Consider the following 18,712-nt stretch of genomic DNA (forward strand, 5'->3'; position numbering starts at 1 on the left):
CACACGCCCCGCCGAACGGCAGGCGGCGGCTAACCTTGAGCGAAGCGGGCCACGAAGCGCGCGAGCAGAGCGCGGCTCCGGGGCGCGTCGGACGCCGCCGCCTCCAGCGCTTCCGGAGCAAATCCCTCCCGTTGCAGCACGTCCGCCCGCTGGCGGACGTAGGCCCGAAGGGTGGTGGCGTCGAACTCGGGGTGGAACTGCACGCCCCAGACCCGGGGGCCGAACCGGATGGCCGCGTTGGGATCCAGATCGCTCTCACCGATCCGGCGAGCCCCGGGAGGCAGCTCCACGACGGAATCCACGTGAGTCATGTTGGCGTCGAAGGTCGAATCCGACAGCAGCTCGTCGTCCGCGACCCGCCGGATGGTGACGGTGCCGATCTCCCGGCCGCGCGGGTTGGCCGTCACGCGCCCACCCAGGGCCTGGGCCAACATCTGATGGCCGAAACACAGACCGAACACGGGTAGTCCTGCGGCGACCACGCCGGCGAGCCAGGCCTCCCCACGCAGCATCCACGGCGCGCGCTCCGTGACGCTGGCGGCGGAGCCGGTGATCAGCAGCGCCCCCAGATCGGCGGCCGCCGGCAGGGCGTCGTCCGCGTCCGCCTGGAAGGCGACGATCGGACGTGGTCCGCCGTCAGCGAGAGCCGCGCGGATCATGTCCACGAAGCTGCCGCGGCGCTCTTGGGCCAAGGGAACCGGAACGCCCGTGACCAGGATACCGAGTGGCTTCACGTAGGCGAGAATAGAGGACTACGCTTTGCTCTGCATGTCCCACATCGTGAGCATCACGGCCGAGCCCATGGACATCGAGCTCACGGAGCCCTTCGGCATTGCCGGGGGCGCGCAGGAAGTCGCCGCCAACGTGCTCGTCCAGGTGACCCTGGGAGACGGCAGCGTCGGGCTCGGCGAAGGGGCGCCCTTCACGGTGGTGAGCGGCGAGACGCAGGGCAGGACGCTGGAGCGGGTCCGCGACGCAGCGCAGGCGTTGCTCGGCAGCGATGCTCGCCGCTTCCTCGACCTCGCGAACCGCATCCGGGAAGCCTGCGGCGACGCTCCCAGCGCGCGCTGCGCACTGGAGACCGCGGTGCTCGACGCCGCCCTGAGGAGCGCGGGCCTTTCCATGTGGCACTTCTTCGGCGGCAGGGTGGCCGAGCTCGAAAGCGACGTCACCATCGTCACGGGCGACGTCCCCAGCGCGGTGAGCGCAGCCCGCGCGGCCGTCGCCGCGGGTTTCTCGATGCTCAAGGTGAAGGTCGGCGAAGGCGTGGAGCTCGACCGCGCCCGTCTCGACGCAATCAAGAGCGTCGCCCCCGACGCGCGCCTGGTGCTCGACGCCAACGGGGGCTTCGACGCAGTAGAAGCGATCGAGCTGGTGAACGCCGTCGGACGCGAGCGCATCGCGCTCTTCGAGCAGCCGACCCCCGCCCAAGATCTGGACGGCCTGCGGCGAGTCCGCGCGCACGTGCGCGTGGCAGCCGACGAGAGCGCGCGAGGCGCCGCGGATGTCGTGCGCCTGGGCCTGGAAGCCGCCGCTGACGTGGTCAACGTGAAGATCATGAAGACGGGCATCGCCGAGGCCTTGGACGTGATCGCGACGGCGCGCTCCTTCGGCCTGGGCCTGATGGTGGGCGGAATGGTGGAGAGCTCGCTGGCGATGACCACCTCTGCGTGCCTGGCGGCCGGCCAGGGAGGCTTCGAAGTCGTCGACCTCGACACGCCGCTGTTCCTTCGCAACGACCCCACGCGCGGCGGAATGCTGCGCCACGGAGCGCGCATCCGAGTCGACGGCATCGCCGCGGGTCACGGCGTCACCCGCTGAGCCGGCCCCGGGCCCGAAATCGTCAAAAACGGGAACCAGGGCCCGTTCCGCGCTACACCGGAGCGAGCAGTGCCAGCGTCCCCCGCCACCGACCGGCAGCTCCTCCTTCCCCTGCCCGGGATCTCCGAAGGCGATGCAGCCGGCAGCCGTATCCCGCGAATCGACCGCGTCTTCGTCAACCGAAACCTGCGGATGAGCGGCATCGAGTGGGTCGGGTTCGACATGGACTACACCATCGCCATTTACAATCAGGCGGCGATGGACGCGCTGAGCATCGAGCTCACCGTCGAGCGCATGGTGAAGCGCGGCTACCCCGCATACCTGAAGCAACTCTCCTACGACACTCGCTTTCCGATTCGCGGCCTGCTCATCGACAAGCGCCACGGTCACATCCTGAAGATGGACCGCCACAAGATGGTGTTGAAGGGCTACCACGGCATGCAGCGGCTCAAGCGCGACGCTCTGCTCGAGCTGTATCACCACAAGCGCATCCGTCCGCACACGCCTCGCTACCACTGGATCGACACGCTCTTCGCCCTCAGCGAGGTCACGGCCTACGCCGCCATCGTGGAGTCCCTCGAGCAACGCGGCGAACGAGTCGACTTCGATCGCGTGTTCGCCGACGTCCGGGCCGCCATCGACGAAGCTCATCGCGATGGCGCGGTATACGCCACCGTGACGGCGGATCTGGCTCGCTTCGTGGAGCTCGATGCCGAGCTCGCTCGCACGCTGCACAAGCTGCGTTCCTCGGGGAAGAAGCTGTTCCTGCTGACCAACTCCCCGTGGGCCTACACCGACCAGATGCTGCGATTCCTGCTCGGCAGCGCCATGGCCGAGTACCCGAGCTGGCACCACTATTTCGACGTCGTGGTCTGCTCCGCCCAGAAGCCGGTGTGGTTTCAGGAAGGGCGTCCGTTCATGGAGCGGGATGGCGAGGTTCTCCGTCACGTCAAGGCGCTGGAACGCGGTCGCGTGTACGAAGGCGGGAACCTGCGGGACTTCGAACGCCTCACCGGGGTACGCGGATCCGCCGTGCTCTACGTCGGAGACCACATTTACGGCGACATCTTGAGATCCAAGAAGGAGTCGTCGTGGCGGACGGCGATGATCATCCAAGAGCTCGACAGCGAAGTCGCGGCTCTGGAAGCCGAGCTTCCGGACATGACCCGCATTCGTGAGCTCTACGAGATCCGCGACAAGCTGGAGGATGAGCTTCGCTTCTATCAGGCGCGGTACAAGGAGCACGCCAAGGCGCAAAACGGCAACGGCGCCGACCGCGAGGCCGAGCGCACCCGCATCAAGCGAGCCATCGAGCGCATCCGGACGGAACTTCGCCACGTCGAAGCCGAGCACGGATCCCTGGTGGAACGGGTGGACGCGGCGTTTCACCCCTACTGGGGCTCGCTGCTCAAGGAAGAGCACGAGATGAGCATGTTCGGGCTTCAGGTGAACATGTACGCGGACATCTACACCCGCCGGGTGTCCTGCCTCGGTGCCTACTCACCGCAGCAGTTCTTCCGCTCCCCGCACGACCTCATGCCCCACGAGCTATAGTCTAAGGGTCCGGAATACCTGGTCTTCTCGTCTGTTCCGGTAGGCTCGGGGCGCCATTCCATGGTAACCGAAGGGCCCCTTTCGAAAGTGCCCCCCACCGCCCTATGTAGGCACGAACCAGGACAGAAGGTCGGAACAGATGAATCTCGTTGAGTGGCTACAGCGCCTGATGAGCAACTTCGGCGCTGGCTGGGTCATGTGGCTGTTGATCGTGCTCAGCATCATCTCAGTGGCCATCATGCTGGAGCGGGCGTGGTTCTATTGGTCCCTTCGGGACGACCTGGCCTCCCTGGCGTCGCAACTGAGAGATCTGCTCCGCAATGGCGATCTCGACGGCGCCAAGCAGCGGATGCAGAAGTCCCCGAGCGCAGAGGCGGCCGTGGTGAGCGCTGGCCTTCTGGAGGCGGATCGCGGAGCCAAGGCGGCAGACGAGGCAATGAAGGGCGCCGCCGCACTGCAACGCATGAAGCTCGAGCGGCGGTTGGCGTTCTTGGGCACCCTCGGCAACAACGCGCCGTTCATCGGCTTGTTCGGCACGGTCATCGGCGTGGTGCAGGCCTTCGAGGCGCTCGGGCGCCAGAACCCCGGTGCCGCCCAGGCCGCCGCGGCAGCCTCGACCATGGCCCCGCAAGAGGTGATGAGCGCCATCGCCGAGGCGTTGGTCGCAACGGCCGTGGGTCTGGCCGTCGCCATTCCCGCGGTCGCCATGTACAACGTGTTTCAGCGCAAGGCGAAGGCCATCCTCGCCAACACGGAAGCGTTGAGCCGAGTGCTCCTCGCGCATCTGGTGGCGGTGGACGCGGGCACCGCAGCACCGGTCGTCGAGAAGAAGTCGAGCAAGAAGCGCGAGCCGGAAGAAGACGAGGACTGATCGGTGGCCGGCGGAACCAACGACGACGACGACGGCTTGATCAGCGGCATCAACGTGACGCCGCTGGTGGACGTCACGCTGGTGTTGCTCATCATCTTCATGGTGACGGCCCGCATCATCGTGTCTCAGGGCCTTCCCATGGACCTGCCCAAGGCCGCCAGCGGCGAGGAGGTCCAACAGATCTTCTCGGTGGAGCTCACGGCGGACGGCAAGACCGTGGTGGACTCGAAGCCGGTACCCAGCGACGAGTCCATCCAGCAGCTGGCCAAGGACGCAAAGACCAAGAACAAGGACCTTCGCGCAGTCATCCGCGCGGATCGGAAAGTGGAACATGGCCGCGTGATCCACGTCCTGGACTTGCTCAAGCGCGCAGGCGTGGCAAAGATCGCATTCGCCGTGTCGAAAGAGGGGACTGACGTCGACACCGTTCCGGCCAAATGATCTCCCTCCATGGACGCACCGCCCGGCCCGCACAGCCCTAGCAGCGCCTCTCGCCGAGGCGTGCGGCCGGATCCTTTCGGCCGCGTTCTGGCGTTGGGGCGTCACGAGGTGCGCGTGGGTCTCGCCATCGGCATCGCGGGAGCGTTTCTGGTTCATGGCGCCGCCGCTGCGAAGGGCATCACCACGTTGGTGTACATGGCGCAGTTCGCGTCCTCCGTGGAGAGCACGGTGCAGGAACGGCTTCGCGCCACCTACGATGTGAACTTCGAGCCCCCGCCCGAGGTGAGCACGCCGGAAGAACAGCCCGAGGAGAAGCAGCCGGAGAAGACGCCGCCCAAGCAGGAGGCGCCCAAGGACGACAAGGTCAGCGACAACCCCTACGACGACCCGGCGCCGGAGGCCGCCCAAGCCGGCAAGGTGCTCACCGCCGACCCGGATCCCGACGCTCCCCTCGATCTCACCGGTGACGGCTTCGTCACCGGGACCGGCGATCACTACGCCGGCGGCACCACGGCTTCCAACGGCACCAGCGAGACCGCCGTCCGCAACCCGAAGGCCAAGGCCGGTGGCCAGAAGGGCGGCACCGGAGACAAACCCGGCCCGGCCGTGGGCACCGGCGGCGGCGGCAAGGATCTTTCGCGAGCCGCGGGCCTCGTCGGCGGCGGTAACTGGAACGACTGCGGCTTCCCCGCGGCCGCCGACATGGAACAGATCGACTACGCGGTCGTCACCATCGCCGTCACCGTTGACGCCAGCGGCCGCGCGAAGAACGTCAGCGTGCTGAGCGATCCCGGCTACGGCTTCGGTGCTCTCGCTCGCAGCTGCGCCTTCCGCAAGAGCTACACCGCCGGCACGGACAAGGCCGGCAATCCCGTCGCGAAAACCACGCCGCCGATTCGGGTGCGGTTTACTCGCTAGTTCGCTGAAAGGCGAACTAACCCCAGTGCTCACCTGAGTCGGTCCTCTCGCACAAGCGGCGACCCAGCGACGATTCTTCCCACCGGGTAGCTTGTCGGCTCGGCGCGGAATCAGCCCGCGCGCGCAGCCCGCCTATCGCGGAACGAGCAGCGCCAGAGCACGCCGAAGTAGCTCTTCTAGCGAGAGGCTGCGAGCTTCTCGGGCGAGCTTTTCCGTTGCCTTCTTGGCTTCGCCCTTCTTGAAGCCTTGGCTCGTGAGCGCCAAGAGGAGCTTGTCTTGCTTCTCCCGCGCGTCGGCATCCGCAGCGTCCTCGGTGTCTGAGCGCCTTCGCTGACGAAGGCGTATCCTGTCTTCCACGTATTCGCGGCCGAAGGTCTTCTTGGCCGCGTTCAAATTGTGGCTCCTGCAGTACACCCGACCATTGGAGGCGCCATCGCCACCGCCGATGCCGGTGGCTTCGATGTGGTCGTACTGCAGAAACGCCCTTGCCGTGCAGCGCACGCCGGACTCCGACACGAAGCAGCACTGGGCACCGTCGCGCTCGTACACCTCGCGCCGGGCTGCACGGCCGGGCTCGCCCGGCTTCGTTCCGCGGGAGTGGCGCGGCTTGTCCGTCTTGCCCCAGCGCTTCTTCTCCAGCTCGCGAATCAGCGCGTCGAGCGCCCGTTCGATCACGATCTCCAGGTCTCGGCTCACGTGGCTCATCAGATTCTGGGCGTGCTCGAGCTTCGCTTTCAGGCTCTCGCCAGCGCTGAAATGCACCTCGAAGCGCCCTTCCGAGAGCGGCTCCACGCCGGGCGCCGGACCCTTTCCGCCAGTGCGCAGCGGCTTCACCTGGTCCGGGACGTCCGGCTTCGGGAACCAGCGCGCGAGCACCACGCGAATCCCCGTGCTGGTCTTGCCGGCGGCTTCTTCCAGGAGCGCCGTGTGATTCTCCTGCGTGAGCCGCGGAGCCAAGAGCGAAAGCCCGGAAAGGTGCAGATCTCCGCTCGCGAGCAGCGTGAGCACGACCGGAAACGAGCGCGCTGCCCGCGCCCCGGCGATGCTCCGGTACGCCGTGCCCTCGCTCATCCCGAGGCCACGCACGCAGAAGTCGAACATGGAGGAGTAGGGTTGAATTACGTGTCCAGACCGACAGCGCCCCGCGCCTGTGCTCATTCGATGCCAGTCGGCGCCGGCCCCGCCGGCATTCTCGGTGGGGCTGCGCCCCACACCCCGCACGGGGGCCCAACCCCGTGCCGCGACCATTCCAGCCGGCTGCCTGATCCAACACCGCGCCGGTCGATTTCGGCGAGGTGGGCGACCAAGTGCGCGGTGGCTTTGCGCCGACCGGCGTTGGCCACGACCGCGCTGGACCAGAGATCGCGATTGGAGAGGTCTTGAAGTGCGGAGAGCGCAGTGCGCTCGGTGGCAGACGGTTCTACGGAAATGGCTTTGGACGATGACATGACAAACCCCCGTGGTTTCCCCGGGCATACCATGGGAAATTTCGCCTTCTTCAGCGCCCTCTCGAGACGCTTTCGCAGACGGGGACAGCTCGAAGAGCGATTTGCTTTCGAACGCGCGCCCAGTGGGCGCACGTGCGCCGCGCAGGCGCTGTGCGAACGAGAGCGACGAAATGAGAGCGCGGAGCGTCCGAAATCTCGTCAACCGAAATCGTCTTCGCGGTGTCGAATTCTGTCGTCCGCTTCGCACTCGTCTCGGATCGCCATCGTTGCAGACATTCCGGCCGCTTGGTCCGCCCTCGAACGACGCGCGGCAGCGGCGGCACCTGTCCGTTGCTCTCGCCGGAGTGGCACCGATGGTGGTCAACCCAGGTGAACAGTGGGGCTAGTCGAACACGGGTGTCGTGAGCTGGCGGCGCTCTGACTCGACGCCTGGTTCGCGATCTGGCGTGACGTCGCTCGAGATCTGGCCTGACGGGTCGTTCGGACCCGAACGGTCTTCGACCTGCGGCACCCCGGCGCTCGCACCTGGCGCAACGTCATGCCTCCAGTCGTCCTCCGTGCTCCCAAGTTCGTTCGGACCCGACCTGTTTTTTTTGGCGCGCGGCACCCATGGTCCGACCTCCGACATTCGTTCGGACCCGAACGGTTTTGGGCGTGCGGCACCCGGTCGCACCTGGGCGCTACCTGCGTGTTGCGTGACGGACCAGCGCGAGTCGGAATGGCGCGGGGTGGTCCGACCGCCGAGATTCGTTCGGATCCGAACGGTTCTCGGCGCGACCGACACCACTGCCGAGGGGTGGCGCAAACGTCGTCGTTGCGGCGCGACCGACGGTGGTCCGACGCAAGCGTCACCAGCTCCAGCGCGAGTCGGAATGGCGGGGTGGTCCGACCGCCGAGATTCGTTCGGATCCGAACGGTTTCGGGCGCGCGGCACCCCGCCTCGCACCTTGTGCGAGTGTCACCGGCTGCAGCGCAAGTCGGGATGGCGCTCTGAAATTCGTTCGGAACCGAACGGTTCTGCGCGCGCGGCACCCCCCAATCACCGCTGCGGGAGCGCTTGTCCAAACTCCGACATTCGTTCGGAACAGAACGGTTCTGGGCGTGCACTGTGGCATGAGTCGCGGCAATGGCGATTCAGCTCCAAAGGTCGTGCGGACCCGAACCCTGGGCGCGCCGCGCGCGCCCAGGGCCGCGACGGGCGTGGAGGGTGGTTCCGCGGCGGAACGACAATCATTCTTTCAGGCTGCGCGGGCGTGCAGGACTCGACAAAAGTCGCTGTACACGCGATTGGGAGGTATTGTTCTCCGGCCCTCCCATGAGCGAGCGCGTAGAGCAACTCCGGCAGATCGATCTTTTTGCAGGGCTCAAACAGGAGGCCCTGGAGCTGATCGCGCGCGTGGCGACGGAAGAGGCGCACGCCACGGGGACCAAGATCTTTCAGCACGGCGACGCGGGGGACAAGCTGTACCTGATCCTCGAAGGCAAGGTGCGCATCAGTCGCGAAGTGCCCGGCATGGGAGAAGAAGCGCTGGCCGTGTTGGGCGCTGGTGAAGTGTTCGGCGAGATGGCGCTGCTCGATGAATCACCGCGCTCCGCCGATGCCCGCGTGCACGATCGCTGCCGCCTGCTCGCGATCCCCAAAGATGGCTTCGACGATCTGCTCTTCTTGCACAAGGATCTCGCCTACGAGGTGCTGTGGAGCATCGTGCGGATGCTGCTCGGCCGCCTGCGGGAGACGAACAACAAGCTCACGTTCCTGTCCATCAGCGGAAAATTCTGAGTTCCGCGGGGCAGATGTGGTGAAGTGTAAGCTGTGGAAAATCCCCAGCTTTCCGGCCGGCCGTCCACAAGTTAGGCACAGAATTTGACGGGCCTACACCCGTTCAGTACTCTGTCGGGGCCATGCAGGGACTCACCAAGCGCCAAGAGCAGACGCTGGACTTCATCCGCCGTTCCATCCAAGAGCGGGGTTATCCGCCCACCCTTCGAGAGATCGGTGAGCACATGGGCATCAAGTCCACGAACGGCGTGAACGATCACCTGCGCGCTCTCGAGCGCAAAGGCTATCTCCGCCGCGAGGACATGAAGAGCCGCGCCCTCAAGCTGGTGGAAGACGCCGTCGCCCAGCCGGACGAGGACGACCTGATCGAGATCCAGGTGCTGGGCCGCGTGGCCGCGGGAGCGCCGCTCCTGGCGGACGAAAACGTCATCGATACGGTGCGTATCGACAAGATGATGGTGCGCGGCGGACGGGACGTTTTCGGCCTCCGCGTCAGCGGGGATTCGATGATCGACGCTGGAATCTTCAGCGGCGACTACATCTTCGTGAAGAAGCAGGCCACCGCGGAGCGGGGCGACATCGTGGTCGCGCTGATCGGCGACGAAGCCACCGTGAAGTACTACTACCCAGAGCGCGACTACGTCCGCTTCCAGCCGGCCAACGCGCAGATGGCACCCATCCTGGTGCGCGCCACGGACTTCCGCTCGACCATGCTCCTCGGCAAGGTCATCGGCGTCTTCCGCCGCATCTGAGTCCTCTTGTCGGTCCGCCGCGGAACCTCGCGCCACCGGCCCGGGGTCCGGCACCGGTCCATCCTTCCAGGCCCGCCATACCCACGGGTATCGGCCTCGAAAACGGGTGTTGTCGCGGCGTGAGACGGAGTCCGTTGTTGACGGGCTAATCCGCCCGTTGCTAGCGTCGCGTCAGCGTAAATCGGCTCGTCAGCCGAGGGCGTCGGATGGGCGAAATACAAGGCGAGGCTCGGAAAGAAATGCCAGGGCGGCGCGGGACTTGGATAGGTGCAGCCGCGGTACTGCTCGTGGCGGTGACCGGGTGTGGAAACACGCTCTATGCCATTCAGGCGAACTCCGCTTCTTCCAAGGTGGAGGAAGCGAAGGAGCTGGGCGCGGAGAAGTACGCTCCCTACGAGTACTACTACGCAAAAGCGCACCTCGAGAAAGCGGAAACGGAAGCCGCCGAAGCCGACTACGGCGACGCTGCAACGCTGGCCGAGACTGCAGAGGAGTACGCGGACAAGGCCATTCGCTTGTCGCGTGAAGCGCATCGTGGAGGGGGTCGCTGATGCCGCGTCCGCTTCGAGCATTCGCTCTCGTCATCGCCGTACTGGTGATCGCCTTTGCCGGTTGTGCACAGGCACCCAAGCTGCGCGGTCAAATCGAAGGGCTGAGCCAGCTCACCAAGCAGGCCGAGCGCAACGGCGCCGTTCGCTGCGCGCCGCGAGAGCTCGCACTGGCCCAGAGCCACTTGAAGTTCGCGGAGATCGAGCTGGAGCAAGGCTTCGTCTCCAAGGCGCAGAAGCACCTCTGGATCGCGGAGCCCAACGCGCATGCGGCGGTGTTCCTGTCGCCGCCCCAGTATTGCGCGGAACGCGGTTTCGTGGAGGCTCCCAAGCCAAAGCCGGCTCCGGGAGACCGGGACGGCGACGGCTACCTGGACCCGGAGGATGGCTGTCCGGACGAGCCGGAGAACTTCAACGGCTACAAGGACGAAGACGGCTGCCCGGATGATCCGGACACGGACGGCGACGGCCTGACGGACTCGGTCGACTCCTGCGTGCTCGAGCCCGAGGACAAGGACAACTACCTCGACGAGGACGGCTGCCCCGACGTGGACAACGACCTCGACGGCATCCTGGACAGCGCCGACAAGTGCCCGAACGATCCGGAAGATCCGGACGGCTACCAGGACGAAGACGGCTGTCCCGATCCCGACAACGACAAGGACACGGTTCCGGACGTGAAGGATCAGTGCCCGAACGAAATCGGCTCGGCCACGAAGGAACCGCTGGGTTGTCCGACCAAGCCCGCGTTGGTGGTGGTGACGGACTGCGAGGTGAAGATCACCCAGCAGATCCACTTCGCCTACAACAAGGCCACCATCCGCAAGGAAAGCTACCCGGTGCTCGACGCCGTGGTGGAGGTGCTGGACAAGAACCCCGAGATCAAGATCGAGGTTCAAGGCCACACGGACAACCGCGGTAGCGCCGCCTACAACAAGCGGCTGAGCAATCAGCGCGCAGGCTCCGTGATGAAGTACCTGGTGAGCCATGGCGTTTCCGCCAGCCGGCTCACGTTCAAGGGCTACGGCTTCGATCGGCCCCTGGTGCCCAACACCTCCCCCCAGAACATGGCGCTCAACCGCCGCGTTCAGTTCGTGCGTACCGAAGGCACCAAGGAAGGCTGCCCGAAGACCGGTAACAACTGACTTCGAGAGCCCCCTGACGTGTCGCTGGGGGGCGGCGGCGCCGAACCCCCGAGGCTCCCGCGACAACCCTGAATACCCCCCTGGAGAACCCATCTCGTGCATCGTCGCTCTCTGACTTGGCTCCTCTTCGTTGCCCTCTTCTTGCTCGCGGCCGGCGCCAACGCCGCCCCGCGGGACGCCGCAGCCAACAAGAAGATCGACGAGGCCATCAACACTCACTACTTGGCCACCGACTTCGACAAGGCCGAGGGCGTGTTGACCGGAACGATCAACGCCTGCGGCGACAAGTGCAGCGCCGGCGTCATCGCTCGGGCCTGGATGTACGTCGGCATCGTGCGCGGTAGCGGCAAGCAGGACCAGAAGGGCGCCGCCGACGCCTTCGCCCAGGCCCTCGCGGCGGACCCCGGCGTGAAGCTCGACGAAGCACTGGCCACGCCGGAAACCAAGAAGGCGTTCTCGGAAGCTCAGGCCAACGCCGGCGGCAGCACGCCCCCCACCAACAACGGTGGCAACGGCAGCAAGCCGCCCAAGGGCGAAGACGTGGCGGGCACCATGGAGTGCAGCCCGGAAATCACCGAGGTGCAGACCCGGCGCCCCATCCCGATGAGCTGCACCACGGAGGAAGACGCGGTCAAAGCGGAGCTCCGCTACAAGGAGTTCGGCGGCGAGAAGTGGAAGACCATCAAGATGGCCAAGCGGGGGGACTTCTTCCAGGCCGAGATCCCCTGCTCCGCGACGATGCTGGCCGGCGCCCTCAAGGTCTACGTGCGGGCCCACGACGCCTCTGGCGACGTGATCGACACCTTCGGCACCAAGAGCAAGCCCTTCGAGTTCAACATCGTGGGCAAGACCGACGCGGAGCCGCCGGCGTTCCCGGATCGCGATGCTCCCGCGCGCTGCGCCGAAGAGGTGGAATGCCCGCCGGACTTCCCGGGCTGCAAGAGCGGCGGCGGCGGCACCAAGGGCTGGGGCGCCAGCTGTGAGAGCACCAGCGAGTGCCAGGGCGGCCTCGCCTGCGTGGACGGCAGCTGCGAAACCGCCCAGAGCTGCGACATCGACGCGGACTGCCCCAGCGGCAAGTGCAAGGGCGGCGTGTGCCAGTCCGGCGAGGGTCCAAGCGGCCCCTTCAAGAAGAACTGGATCGGCTTCCACGTGGCGCAGGACCTGGCCATCGTCGGCGGCGACGACGTGTGCTCCCAGGACAGCCAGAACAACAACGGCTTCGCCTGCTTCTACGAGGGCACGGAGAACCAGTACAACTTCGATCCCCAGCCCGCTCGGGCCAACAAGATCAGCACCGGCATGGCACCCGCCACCACCCGCATCATGCTGAGCTTCGATCGGGTGCTCGGGAAGAACCTCACCCTCGGCGCCCGCGCGGGCTACGCGCTGAACGGCGGCCCCTCGGCAGGCGACAAGAAGTTCTTGCCCTTCCACGGCGAGGTGCGCATCGGCTACTGGTTCGGCAAGCAGCCCTTCGCCAAGAAGGGCATCCGCCCCTACGTGGCGGGCGGCGGCGGCATCGCCCAGGTGGACGCCAAGCTCCCGGTCACGGTGGTGGACTGCGCACAGGATCCGAACACTGGCGCCTCTCAGGTGGGGACACAGGCGTACACCAACTGCGCGAATGACAGTGGCAGCGGCGCGATCCTGGGCAAGGAGCAGAAGCTCGACGCCTACAAGAAGCTGGGCCAGAGCTTCGTGAACATCGGCGGCGGCGCCATGTACGCCCTGTCCCCCAGCAGCGGCATCCAGCTCAACCTGAACATCATGTTCATGCTGCCCACCTCGGGCACCGTGATCGAGCCGTCCCTCGGCTACGTCTTCGGGCTGTAGCCGCCGGCGCCTGCGGCGTCCGTGTCCCATCACCTCGCGGAGCTGCTCGACGCCCGAGCCCAGAGTGACGCCGTCGCGCTGCGGAGCAAGCGCGACGGCCGCTGGTGCACCACCTCGTGGCGGGAGTGGGCCGAGGCCAGCCGCGGCCTCGCGGCCGCCCTGATCGACTGCGGCGTGGAGCACGGGGATCGCGTGGCGCTGATGGCGTCCACGCGTGAAGAGTGGCTGATCGCGGACTTCGGCATCCTGGCCGCGGGCGCCGTGACGGTCCCGGTGTACCCCACGTCCACGGCGGAACAGCTCGGCTTCATCCTCGAGAACAGCGGCGCTCGCGTGGTGTTCGTCGAGGACGCCGCCCACCTCGAGGCGCTGCGCGCGGCTGCACCGACGAACGTCACCCTCGCCGTCGTGATCTCCGACGTGCCCAGCCTCGAGCCCGCGGGTCCCATCGCCGTGCGCTCCTATCGCGACTTCCTCGCGAGCGGTCTGGCCCAGCCCGACGAGCGCGTGCGCGAGCGCCAAGCGCGCATCCGCCCGGAAGATCTGGCCACCATCGTGTACACCTCCGGCACCAGCGGCCCGCCCCGCGGCGCGCGGCTCACGCACCAGAGCTTGCTCCACGAGGTGCGCGCCCTGTCCGAGGCCGTGGAGCTCGGCCCCGGGGACGAGCAGCTCTTGTTCCTGCCGCTGGCGCACATCTTCGCTCGCGTGGTGGCGCTCACGGCGGTGGCCGTGGGCCTGCGGACGGCCATTGCCGACGCCATGCACCGGATGATGGAAAGCTTCGCCGAGGTGCGGCCGACGTTCTTCGCCAGCGTGCCGCGCTTGTACGAGAAAGTGTTCGCCGTCGCCAACGAGAGCGTTTCCGCGGAGGGCCGCGTGAAAGAGCGGCTCTGGCGTTGGGCCGTGAGCATTGGCCTGCAAGCCTCGCGCGCGCGCCAGCGCGGCGAAGAGCCCTCGGGCCTGCTCGCCGCCCGGCTCCGCTACGCCGAAAAGATCGCCCTCGCCAAGGTGCGCTCCGGTTTTGGCGGGCGGCTGCGCTTCGCCGTGAGCGGCGGCGCGCCGCTCTCTCCGGAGCTCGCCGAGTGGTTCCACGCCGTGGGCATATTGGTGCTCGAGGGCTACGGCCTCACGGAGATTTGCGGCGCGTCCCACGTGAACCGCGCGGGGCGCTATCGCTTCGGCACCGTGGGCCTCCCAGTAGAAGGCGTCGAGGCGCGCGTCGGTGCGGACGGCGAGGTACTGCTCCGCGGCCCTACCCTCATGCGCGGCTACCACGGGCAGCCGGAGGCCACGGCGGAGGTCCTGGACGCCGACGGCTGGCTGCACACGGGCGACATTGGCAGCATCGACGCGGACGGCTTCCTCACCATCATCGACCGCAAGAAGGACGTGATCGTCACGGCCGGTGGGAGCAACGTCGCGCCGCAGAACATCGAGCGCTTGCTCGCCGCGTCGCCCTGGGTCTCCCAGGCGGTGGTGGTCGGCGATCGCCAGCGCTATCTGGTGGCCCTGCTCACGCTGAACGCCGCGGCAGCCGAACGCTGGGCCCGCGAGCAGAAGCGCAGCGACGCCCTCGCGGATCTGGCGCACGATCCGGAGCTCCGCGCATTGATCCAGCTGGACGTCGACGACGTGAACCGTCGCCTCTCCCGCTTCGAGCGCATCAAGCGCTTCGCCGTCCTCGAGCGCGAGCTCAGCGTGGGCGCGGGCGAGCTCACGGAGACGCTGAAGCCTCGCCGCGACAAGATCCGGGAGCGCTACGCCGGGGTCATCGGCGAGCTCTACGAGTGATCAGAACAAGAGCTGCGCCTGCAGCGTGCCGGTCATCAGCCAACGCTGGTCGCCGGTCTTCACGGCGCCGGCCTGCATCTTCAGCGTAGTGGTGTGCCCCGAGAGCCAGGTGTTCACGCCGCCGGCGATGCCCACCACGTCGCCGTCCTTGCCGTTCGCTTCCTTGGAGTCGAACCAATCGAAGAGCACCACGGGCTCGACGATGTCGTAGCGGAAGCCCGCCTCGGCGGCGACGCCGATACCGCTGAACATGGTGGCCGAGCCCGCGTAGAAGGCGTCCGGCGAGCGGCGGTCGCCGTGGTCGTAGTAGTAGACGTCCACCTGCCCGTTCGCGCTCATGATCTTCTCCGGGCCGACCGGAATGTCCCAGAACACGTCCCCGGCGGCTGCGACGTAGTCGCTGCGCGAGGCCACCTGGCGCGTGCCGGTGGCTGGGGCTGCGGCCCACTGCACGTTCAGCTTTCGCTGCCAGTCGAGCGACCCGCCGAGGGAGAGCACCGTCTTCGGCGACACCAGCCCCTCGGGCTTCGGCTCGAGATAGATGCCGTCGTAGAACATCCCGCCCACGCCCGGGCCGCCCTCGGGATCGAACGCGTTGAGGGTGACGCGCGCGGCCAGCCGAGGCGCGTCGCTCGGATTCCGAGGGTCCGTCGCCTGGGACCACGCGCTGGCGCCGCTCGTCTTTGCCGCCGGGGTCGCGTCCCCGTGCACGCCGTTGAACACGCCGAGGCGATACTCGAACACGTTGCCGAAGGGCATCCCGCGCGCCATCACGCCGGTGTCGCGCCAAACCAGGTTGCTGCCGGTGGGATAGCGGATCAAGGCCGCGTGGTAATCCAGGCCCAGAAGGCTCGTGGCGCCCTGCATGCCGTGGTGGGAAAAGGGCACCAAGATCAGACCCGCCGCCACCTGCAGCGCGTCGCTCACCTCGTACTCCACGTAAGCGTCCTGGATGAACATGCGGCCGGAAAAATCCCCGCGCCTGCCGAAGTTCGGGTTGTCCGTCTCGATGAAGAAGCTGATCTTCTTCTCGACCTTGCCGAACACCATCAGGCGAATGCGACGGAGATACATCTCCGTCTCGGTGCCGCCGTCCGGAGCCGCGTCCTGCTGGGCGTTGGCCCAAGCCTGGAGCAAGCCGCCGATCTTGATGTGATGGTCCTCGTCGCCGATGGTCTGAGCGGCAGCCGCGGGACCCGCGATGAGCAGCGCGCCGAGCGCGCCCAGGGTGAAAGTGTGGAGACGGTGCATTTCCGAACAGCGTGAGCAAGACGCGAACCAACGGCAAAGCCGGCGCGGCATCCGTCATGTGCACACGAGAAGCGCCGGAGAGCTCTGGGGGATCGGGCGCCGCGCCGGAGTGCAGCGTGTCAACGCGTTGACACCGCGCCGGCGCGGAAAGCCAAGCCGCTGGCGGCACCGCGGCGCCCCGACATCATGCGTCAGGATTGGCGGAGTCCCGGAGCGCCCACACCACGGCGCTGCCCACCGGGTAGGCGAGGAACAGTCCCGTCGCCAAGCGCAGCGGCGCCCACGCGGGCCGCATGTCCAAGAGCTCCGTCGCCACGTCCAGCAGCATGAACACCGCGCCCAGCCCCACCCACACGCGAAGCGGCCACACCGAGAGCCGCGGGCGCAAGATGGCCGCGCCCAGCCCCAGCCCCAAGTAGATGCCGAGACAGCGCGTGCACACCGGCAAGAGCTCGCCGAGGAAGTGCTGCGTGCGCGCCGGATCGCGATTGCACTGAAACGTGAACCACGCCTCGAAGGCGTGACTGACGGCGCCCAGCACCGGCAATCCGCCCACCAGCCGCGGCAAGAACGGCGAGATGCCGAGCAGAATGAAGAAGCCCCGGGCCACGCGTGCGGCCCAGGTGGCGGCCCGCGGCGACAGCGTCATTTTCCGGACGACGGGATCGGTCGCCCCATTTGCCGGAGCACCGCCTGCAAGTCGTTCCAGACCTCCCGCTTGGCGGAAGGTGTGCGGAGTAGGTACGCGGGGTGAAACGTGGGCATCACGGCAATGCCCTTGTACAGCTTCCAGCGACCCCGTAGCCGCGTGATGCCTTCCGAAGTGCCCAACAGGCCCTGCACCGCCGTGGCGCCCAGCGCCACGATCACGCTCGGGCGTAGCAGCTCGAGCTGCTCTTCCAGGTAACCGCGGCAAGCGTCCATTTCGTCGGGCTGCGGCTTGCGGTTCTTGGGCGGCCGACACTTCACGATGTTGGCGACGTACACGTCATCGCGCTCGAAGCCCATCGCGCCGATCATGCGGTCGAGCAGCTGCCCCGCCGGCCCCACGAAGGGAATGCCCTGGGCGTCCTCGTCGGCTCCCGGCCCCTCCCCCACGAAGCACAGCCCGGAGCTGCCGTTGCCCCGAGCAAACACGGTTTGCGTCCGCGTCTCGTGGAGGCGGCACGCGCTGCAGCCCGCGACCGTTTGTGAGAGCACCGTGAGCCGCGCGCGCACCTCTTCCGCGCCCAACGCCGGGGCCTCCGCTGGCTCTCGCGGCTCCTCCCGCGCCACCGGCTCCGCGCGCGGCGCGGGCTGTCGTGCCGGCGGCGGCTCGACGCGCGGCGGCGGCTCTTCACGCCGGCCGGGCTCCGCGACCGGCAGCCCAAAGGCGCCGGTCGCAGCTTGCCACTCCACGTGCGCCCGAAGCGCCCGCGTCAGCTCGAGGAGCTCTTCGCGGTCCGACAAGACCTCAGTGCCCGCCGTGCTCGCCCAGCCAGCGCTCGGCATCGAGCGCCGCCATGCAGCCGGTGCCCGCCGCCGTGACGGCTTGGCGATAGACCCAATCCGCCACGTCCCCCGCAGCGAACACCCCCGGCACGCTGGTGCGCGTGCTGCCCGGCTCCACCTTGAGGTAGCCGTTGGGGTGCGTCTCGAGCTGCCCCTTGAACAGCTCCGTCATGGGCGTGTGGCCGATGGCCACGAACAGGGCGCCCGCGTTCAGCGTGCGAATGTCCCCGGATTTCAGGTCTTTCACCCGCACACCGGTGACCCTGTCCTGGGATACGTCCAGCACTTCCTCCACCACGTGGCTCTTCAGCACCTTGATCTTCGGGTTCGCGAGCACACGCTCCTGCATCACCTGCGACGCGCGGAACTCGTCGCGCCGGTGGATCAGCGTCACGGAGCTGCACAGCCCGGCGAGGTAGTTCGACTCTTCCATCGCCGTGTCGCCGCCACCGACGACCACCACGTCCTGGTTGCGGAACAGCGCGCCATCGCACACGGCGCAGGCGCTGACGCCTTTGTTCTTGAGCTTCTCTTCACTGGGCAGCCCCAGGTAGTTGGCTCGCGCGCCGGTGGAGATGATCACCGTCTTGGCCAGGTGCAGCTCGTTCTCGTCCTCGCCCACCCACACCTTGAAGGGACGCTCCGACAAATCCACCTTCTGCACGTCGGCGGTGATGAGCTCCGTGCCCTGGCGCTCCGCCTGCTCGCGGAACTTCGCCATCATGTCCTGACCCGTCACGCCGGTGGGGAAGCCCGGGTAGTTCTCGACGTCCGTCGTGAACATCAGCTGCCCGCCCGGGATCAACCCGCCGGCATTGAAGCCCTCCACGCACAAGGGCGCGAGGTTGGCCCGCGCGGCGTAGATGGCGGCCGTGAGCCCCGCAGGACCGGACCCGATGATGATGACGTTGTGGAGTTTCGGTTCGCTCATGTCAGTCGACCTTCCCTGGTGCAGGGACTTAGAGCCGTCTAGGGCCGGCATGGGTTCTAGCAAAGCCCCCGGGCCGGCCCAAGCCTCGGCTTTTCAGCCGATTTTCCGGGTGTTTGTTGGGGCGCCGCGGA

17 protein-coding genes are annotated in these 18,712 nt (G+C 67.3%); 11 read left to right on the plus strand and 6 right to left on the minus strand.

The annotated features are described in order from the left end of the window. Positions 1 to 29 precede the first annotated feature (29 nt). Positions 30 to 734 carry a glutamine amidotransferase gene (locus tag H6717_13800; protein MCB9578093.1) on the minus strand — a complete coding sequence of 235 codons (705 nt, stop codon included), beginning with the start codon at positions 732 to 734 and terminating at the stop codon, positions 30 to 32. Positions 735 to 768: 34 nt separating this feature from the next. Here H6717_13800 and H6717_13805 point away from each other — a divergent pair, with 34 nt between their 5' ends. The 5 genes from H6717_13805 to H6717_13825 all read left to right on the plus strand — a co-directional run bounded on the left by H6717_13805 (position 769) and on the right by H6717_13825 (position 5,605). Continuing rightward, positions 769 to 1,821, plus strand: coding sequence for a dipeptide epimerase (locus H6717_13805; protein MCB9578094.1), 1,053 nt, complete (start codon positions 769 to 771; stop codon positions 1,819 to 1,821). Positions 1,822 to 1,890: 69 nt separating this feature from the next. After that, entirely contained in the window at positions 1,891 to 3,375 is a 1,485-nt protein-coding gene (locus H6717_13810) for an HAD-IG family 5'-nucleotidase (protein MCB9578095.1), read from the plus strand. 139 nt (positions 3,376 to 3,514) lie between these two features. Beyond that, a complete protein-coding gene (locus tag H6717_13815) occupies positions 3,515 to 4,246 on the plus strand; it encodes a MotA/TolQ/ExbB proton channel family protein (protein ID MCB9578096.1) in 732 nt (243 codons plus the stop codon). Positions 4,247 to 4,249: 3 nt separating this feature from the next. Further along, positions 4,250 to 4,687 carry a biopolymer transporter ExbD gene (locus H6717_13820; GenBank protein ID MCB9578097.1) on the plus strand — a complete coding sequence of 146 codons (438 nt, stop codon included), beginning with the start codon at positions 4,250 to 4,252 and terminating at the stop codon, positions 4,685 to 4,687. Positions 4,688 to 4,696: 9 nt separating this feature from the next. Further along, positions 4,697 to 5,605, plus strand: a complete 909-nt coding sequence (locus H6717_13825) for a hypothetical protein (protein ID MCB9578098.1) — start codon at positions 4,697 to 4,699, stop codon at positions 5,603 to 5,605. A gap of 132 nt (positions 5,606 to 5,737) precedes the next feature. Here the strand turns inward: H6717_13825 and H6717_13830 are convergent, their stop codons facing one another. Further along, complete coding sequence (locus tag H6717_13830; GenBank protein MCB9578099.1) at positions 5,738 to 6,706, minus strand: hypothetical protein; 969 nt, start codon at positions 6,704 to 6,706, stop codon at positions 5,738 to 5,740. Between the two features lie 1,662 nt (positions 6,707 to 8,368). Here H6717_13830 and H6717_13835 point away from each other — a divergent pair. The 6 genes from H6717_13835 to H6717_13860 all read left to right on the plus strand — a co-directional run bounded on the left by H6717_13835 (position 8,369) and on the right by H6717_13860 (position 14,908). After that, positions 8,369 to 8,833, plus strand: a complete 465-nt coding sequence (locus H6717_13835; protein MCB9578100.1) for a cyclic nucleotide-binding domain-containing protein — start codon at positions 8,369 to 8,371, stop codon at positions 8,831 to 8,833. A 122-nt stretch (positions 8,834 to 8,955) separates the two neighbouring features. Continuing rightward, complete coding sequence (gene lexA, locus H6717_13840) at positions 8,956 to 9,585, plus strand: transcriptional repressor LexA (GenBank protein MCB9578101.1); 630 nt, start codon at positions 8,956 to 8,958, stop codon at positions 9,583 to 9,585. A 239-nt stretch (positions 9,586 to 9,824) separates the two neighbouring features. Further along, on the plus strand, positions 9,825 to 10,136 hold the full coding sequence (locus H6717_13845) for a DUF4398 domain-containing protein (protein ID MCB9578102.1): 312 nt from the start codon (positions 9,825 to 9,827) through the stop codon (positions 10,134 to 10,136). Beyond that, complete coding sequence (locus H6717_13850; GenBank protein MCB9578103.1) at positions 10,136 to 11,278, plus strand: OmpA family protein; 1,143 nt, start codon at positions 10,136 to 10,138, stop codon at positions 11,276 to 11,278. Before H6717_13845 ends, H6717_13850 begins: the two co-directional genes overlap by 1 nt. Positions 11,279 to 11,374: 96 nt before the next feature. After that, positions 11,375 to 13,114 carry a hypothetical protein gene (locus H6717_13855; GenBank protein MCB9578104.1) on the plus strand — a complete coding sequence of 580 codons (1,740 nt, stop codon included), beginning with the start codon at positions 11,375 to 11,377 and terminating at the stop codon, positions 13,112 to 13,114. A 21-nt stretch (positions 13,115 to 13,135) separates the two neighbouring features. Next, on the plus strand, positions 13,136 to 14,908 hold the full coding sequence (locus H6717_13860; protein MCB9578105.1) for a long-chain fatty acid--CoA ligase: 1,773 nt from the start codon (positions 13,136 to 13,138) through the stop codon (positions 14,906 to 14,908). Here the strand turns inward: H6717_13860 and H6717_13865 are convergent, their stop codons facing one another. The 4 genes from H6717_13865 to trxB form a co-directional block, all read right to left on the minus strand. Then, complete coding sequence (locus H6717_13865; protein ID MCB9578106.1) at positions 14,909 to 16,159, minus strand: hypothetical protein; 1,251 nt, start codon at positions 16,157 to 16,159, stop codon at positions 14,909 to 14,911. Positions 16,160 to 16,343: 184 nt separating this feature from the next. After that, positions 16,344 to 16,808: a DUF2085 domain-containing protein gene (locus tag H6717_13870; protein MCB9578107.1), complete on the minus strand. Its 465-nt coding sequence runs from the start codon at positions 16,806 to 16,808 to the stop codon at positions 16,344 to 16,346. Further along, a complete protein-coding gene (locus tag H6717_13875) occupies positions 16,805 to 17,650 on the minus strand; it encodes a uracil-DNA glycosylase (GenBank protein ID MCB9578108.1) in 846 nt (281 codons plus the stop codon). Before H6717_13875 ends, H6717_13870 begins: the two co-directional genes overlap by 4 nt. After that, on the minus strand, positions 17,613 to 18,581 hold the full coding sequence (gene trxB / locus H6717_13880; GenBank protein MCB9578109.1) for a thioredoxin-disulfide reductase: 969 nt from the start codon (positions 18,579 to 18,581) through the stop codon (positions 17,613 to 17,615). The genes H6717_13875 and trxB overlap by 38 nt, the downstream gene beginning before the upstream one ends. Positions 18,582 to 18,712 lie beyond the last annotated feature (131 nt).

This window comes from Polyangiaceae bacterium (assembly GCA_020633235.1).
GTDB lineage: Bacteria > Myxococcota_A > Polyangia > Polyangiales > Polyangiaceae > JACKEA01.

Excerpts from the sequence above, each read along its gene's own strand:
- H6717_13805 (MCB9578094.1), top strand. The coding sequence starts at position 769 with ATGTCCCACATCGTGAGCATCACGGCCGAGCCCATGGACATCGAGCTC.
- H6717_13815 (MCB9578096.1), top strand. The coding sequence starts at position 3,515 with ATGAATCTCGTTGAGTGGCTACAGCGCCTGATGAGCAACTTCGGCGCT.
- H6717_13825 (MCB9578098.1), top strand. The coding sequence starts at position 4,697 with ATGGACGCACCGCCCGGCCCGCACAGCCCTAGCAGCGCCTCTCGCCGA.
- H6717_13830 (MCB9578099.1), bottom strand. The coding sequence starts at position 6,706 with ATGTTCGACTTCTGCGTGCGTGGCCTCGGGATGAGCGAGGGCACGGCG.
- H6717_13835 (MCB9578100.1), top strand. The coding sequence starts at position 8,369 with ATGAGCGAGCGCGTAGAGCAACTCCGGCAGATCGATCTTTTTGCAGGG.
- lexA (MCB9578101.1), top strand. The coding sequence starts at position 8,956 with ATGCAGGGACTCACCAAGCGCCAAGAGCAGACGCTGGACTTCATCCGC.
- H6717_13845 (MCB9578102.1), top strand. The coding sequence starts at position 9,825 with ATGCCAGGGCGGCGCGGGACTTGGATAGGTGCAGCCGCGGTACTGCTC.
- H6717_13850 (MCB9578103.1), top strand. The coding sequence starts at position 10,136 with ATGCCGCGTCCGCTTCGAGCATTCGCTCTCGTCATCGCCGTACTGGTG.
- H6717_13865 (MCB9578106.1), bottom strand. The coding sequence starts at position 16,159 with ATGCACCGTCTCCACACTTTCACCCTGGGCGCGCTCGGCGCGCTGCTC.
- H6717_13870 (MCB9578107.1), bottom strand. The coding sequence starts at position 16,808 with ATGACGCTGTCGCCGCGGGCCGCCACCTGGGCCGCACGCGTGGCCCGG.
- H6717_13875 (MCB9578108.1), bottom strand. The coding sequence starts at position 17,650 with ATGCCGAGCGCTGGCTGGGCGAGCACGGCGGGCACTGAGGTCTTGTCG.
- trxB (MCB9578109.1), bottom strand. The coding sequence starts at position 18,581 with ATGAGCGAACCGAAACTCCACAACGTCATCATCATCGGGTCCGGTCCT.